The sequence below is a fragment of the Calditrichota bacterium genome (genome assembly GCA_016867835.1).
In the GTDB taxonomy this organism is placed as follows: Bacteria; Electryoneota; AABM5-125-24; order Hatepunaeales; family Hatepunaeaceae; genus VGIQ01.
Genome location: VGIQ01000186.1, coordinates 1 through 2,875 on the forward strand (window position 1 = coordinate 1; position 2,875 = coordinate 2,875).

The following is a 2,875-nucleotide window of genomic DNA, read 5'->3' on the forward strand; positions in this document are numbered from 1 at the left end:
CAAGGTTGCCGGTCTCCTTCTCCCAGAAGAGTTGCATCCCCATCGACCAGATGGTGTGCATCCAAAAGGTCATTAGAATACCGCCCAGGACGACGAAACCGGTGTATTCCTCGGGCGCGCCCATTCCCCGATAGACATAGACGAATGCTGCAACCGCCAGAAAGGGGAGGAGTGTATCGCCTAATATCCACGACAACTCCCGCTGTGCGCCGATTACGCGGACATAGGATCGGGCAATGACGACCTGTATGAAGTATTTAATGCGATGGAGCAATGGAAAGGATCGAAGTGAATGAAACACGAAGGAATGAAGATAATGCTAATGCTGATGTTAATGCAAATCAATACGGGCGGAACGAAGTTGATCCTATCTTGCAACTTGAGTCGCCAGGGCATTCCAATCCTTAATATCATCATCATTAGCACTATTAATCAGTGCAGAAAAGTGTTGACTTGGAGGGCGGACATTCTTGTCCGCCCTTGCCTAATAGGAACTCTTCATCAGGGCGGACAGGAATGTCCGCCCTCCAAGAACGGCAACAATAATCTGCACCTCCTAATAATTCGGGTCGCTTCGTTGACTGGTGGTTCAATATACGCACCGGGCGGGCGGTTTCACTCCCTCGCCTTGCGGCACCACCGGCAAAGCCCTAAATTGCCAGTATTCCCCGAACCGCTCAATGCGCAGGAGTTACCGCCTTGTCCTTCAATGAGTACTTGCCCATCCTTCCCGAGATCGTCCTGACGGTCTCGGCGATCGTCGTCCTCCTGACCGAACTTGCTCGACCGGGTGCAGCGCGGCTGCTCCAGACGATAGCCTTGATAGGCTTCGCAGGTGCGCTCGCGACAGCACTCGTCGTGGCAACCGGCGGCCCGCTCATTCCGGCCGGGTTCCTGAACGGGATGATCGCGACCGATGCCTTCGGTGCGCTAATGAAGGCACTTCTCTGCGGTGTCGGACTGCTCGCAGCGCTTGTGTCGCGCGACTATTTCGTGCCGCGGTTTGATGCCTCAGCAAGCGATGATCATAGTGAAGAGGGGAGTGCCGGGACCTTGGGTTCGACGCTGAGGACCGGCGAATATTACGCGCTCATGCTCCTGACCACCGTCGGGATGACGACGCTTGCCGCGGCAACCGATCTTGTAACCCTCTTCATCGGTGTCGAGACGATGTCGGTCGGGCTCTATTGCCTTGCCGGGATACGCTCCGAACGCCCCAGGTCGGGTGAGGCAGCGCTCAAGTATCTTCTGTTGGGTGCCTTCGCATCGGGATTCCTGCTCTACGGTATGGCGCTTATCTACGGCGCGTCGGGAGGGTATACGAACTTCTCCCGCATAGGCGAAGCGGTAGGAACGGGCGGGCTGCCGGGGATGATAGCGACGCATCCCGCCGGACCGGTACTGCTCGCCGGGGTGGCGTTGCTGTTGGTGGGGCTTCTCTTCAAGATCGCGGCGGCGCCGTTTCACTTCTGGTCGCCCGATGTCTATCAAGGCGCGCCGACGCCGGTGAGCGCTTTCATGTCCGCTGGACCGAAAGCAGCAGCACTGGCGGTCTTTCTACGACTCTTCGGGTGGGTTTTCCCCGGTGCAGTGGAGGTCTGGGGTCCGGCGATCTGGGTCGTCGCAGCGCTGACGATGACCGTCGGCAATGTTGCTGCGCTGGCGCAGACCGACCTGAAGCGCATGCTGGCTTATTCTTCGATTGCACACGCCGGTTACTTGCTGGTCGCCATCCTCGCGGCGTCGCACGAGCCTTCGCGCAGCCAGGCTGCCGGGGGGCTATTCTTCTACCTGACGGCTTACTATCTGATGAACATCGGCGCTTTCACGGTAGCCTATCTGGTAAATCGTTCGCGTGAGGGCTCCGACTACCGGATCGACGACTATAAGGGGCTGGCTTTGGAGCGTCCCTGGCTGGCAGGCGTGTTGACTATCTTTCTCGTCTCGCTGGCCGGGATTCCGCCGACGGCCGGGTTCTTCGGGAAGTTCTACATCTTCTCGGCAGCCGTCAAGGCGGGCTATGTCGGGCTGGTGGTGATTGCGGTGCTGAACAGCGTGGTGTCGGTCTATTACTATTTGCGATTGGTGGTCTATATGTATATGCGGCCCCGGGAGCATCCGGCTCCGGTGCGGTTGGGGCTGGCGACCGGCGTAGCGCTGGCAGTCTGCGCGGTCGGGATTTTGCTATGGGGGGTGCTGCCGGGGATGTTGATGGGGATGGCAAATGCCGGAGCAGGGGGGATCTACCTGCCGATGAATGGGCGGTGATTCCTCAGGGGGGGATATGCTAATCCTCGCGTAAGGTCGGATTCCGATCCGACCATTTCAAGAGTGTCTTCATGCCTCTCGGTGGGCAGTATCATCGGCGCGGGGCGTGATTAAGGCGGTCGCTATCATTTTGCGATCGTAGTCGGAATATTCGGACTGGCAGGATTGACATCGACCCGCCGGGTTTTGGGAATCAACACCAAGTCCATATCCTCCATAGGAATCGCGCCGAGCAACGCCTGATCGCCCATGACTAAAGCCCCGGCAAAGCCAGTTCGGTTCTTGAATCGAAGTTCGATCGGTCCGACATAAGGAACAGACGTCATCGTTCCGTCTGCAAGCGTGATCTCCTTGCGGTGATTCTCTTCGAGCATCAACTGCACTCGAACCGCCTCAGGAATGGAGAGGTGAACTGATCCGGTATCAGCCAAAGCCATCACCTTTACCGGGGCAATATCTGGTCGTCTTGGATTGCTAAGAATTAAGGGTGCGTTAATTAGCCCCATATTGAGTCTGTTGAAAATGGGTCTATTTTGATCTGCTATTCTCATTTCTAATTTTCAAAATAGACTTTATGCCGTTTTCGAGCGTTGTGTGAGAACCAAAA

The 2,875-nt window shown here is 56.8% G+C and carries 3 protein-coding genes; 1 reads left to right on the forward strand and 2 read right to left on the reverse strand.

Annotated elements, in window-relative coordinates; translation table 11 throughout:
* On the reverse strand, window positions 1-274 hold a 274-nt coding region (locus tag FJY67_11855), incomplete at its 3' end, for an ABC transporter permease (GenBank protein MBM3330141.1).
* A gap of 443 nt (window positions 275-717) precedes the next feature.
* Here FJY67_11855 and FJY67_11860 point away from each other — a divergent pair.
* The gene (locus FJY67_11860; protein ID MBM3330142.1) at window positions 718-2,268 is read left to right on the forward strand and encodes an NADH-quinone oxidoreductase subunit N; all 1,551 of its coding nucleotides are present in this window, start codon (window positions 718-720) and stop codon (window positions 2,266-2,268) included.
* A gap of 125 nt (window positions 2,269-2,393) precedes the next feature.
* On the opposite strand, the gene FJY67_11865 is transcribed toward FJY67_11860, so the two are convergent.
* Window positions 2,394-2,774, reverse strand: a complete 381-nt coding sequence (locus FJY67_11865; protein ID MBM3330143.1) for a clan AA aspartic protease — start codon at window positions 2,772-2,774, stop codon at window positions 2,394-2,396.
* Between the last annotated feature and the right edge of the window lie 101 nt (window positions 2,775-2,875).

Coding starts and splice junctions, on each gene's coding strand:
- FJY67_11865 (MBM3330143.1), bottom strand. CDS start 2,774: ATGGGGCTAATTAACGCACCCTTAATTCTTAGCAATCCAAGACGACCA.